This window comes from Saccharomonospora iraqiensis subsp. paurometabolica YIM 90007, from assembly GCF_000231035.2.
GTDB classification, from domain to species: domain Bacteria; phylum Actinomycetota; class Actinomycetes; order Mycobacteriales; family Pseudonocardiaceae; genus Saccharomonospora; species Saccharomonospora paurometabolica.
Genome location: NZ_KI912227.1, coordinates 2,390 through 2,975, shown reverse-complemented (window position 1 = coordinate 2,975; position 586 = coordinate 2,390). Strand labels below are relative to the sequence as shown.

Genomic DNA, 586 nt, shown 5'->3' with positions numbered 1-586 from the left:
CGACCGGCCGCACCGGCACCGTGCACGGTCGCGGCCCCGGCCGCTCCCCGTGCTGACGGCGGCGGCCGCGGCGGTGCTGTCGTTGGGCGGACTGGGTGTCCTGCTCTCCCACGACGCCCTGCCCGGGGACACGCTGTACGGGCTGAAGCGGCTGCGGGAGGCGACGGCGCTCGGCCTGACCCTCGACGAGGAGGCGCACGCCCACCGCCGACTGGACTACGCCGCACGGCGGATCGACGAGCTCGTGGCACTGTCCGCGCACGCACCCACCCGGGTGGCGCCCGCCTCCCCGGATGTGCTGGCGGACTTCACCGAGCACGCCACCGAGGGCACCACCGGCCTGACCGCCGTGGCCACCGGGTCGGGCGGCCGGCAGTTGGTCTCGCTGCGGGACTGGGCGGACCGGCAGGCGCACCGGCTCGACCTGCTCGGCGCTGCACTGCCGGACACCGCCGACGACCCGGGCACGCTCTTGGAACGGATCGAGCGCCGCGCCACCGCACTGGCCGAGCGGATGGACTGCTACCGCATCACCTCCGGCTCGGCCGACGAACTCGGCGCGCTGCCCGCCACGGGGCCGTGCGCG

1 protein-coding gene is annotated in these 586 nt (G+C 76.6%); it reads left to right on the top strand.

What is annotated here, in order from left to right; all coding sequences use genetic code 11:
- Positions 1-82 precede the first annotated feature (82 nt).
- Positions 83-586, top strand: a 504-nt coding sequence (locus SACPADRAFT_RS26690; protein WP_233357152.1) for a DUF5667 domain-containing protein, incomplete at its 3' end; no start/stop codon positions are given.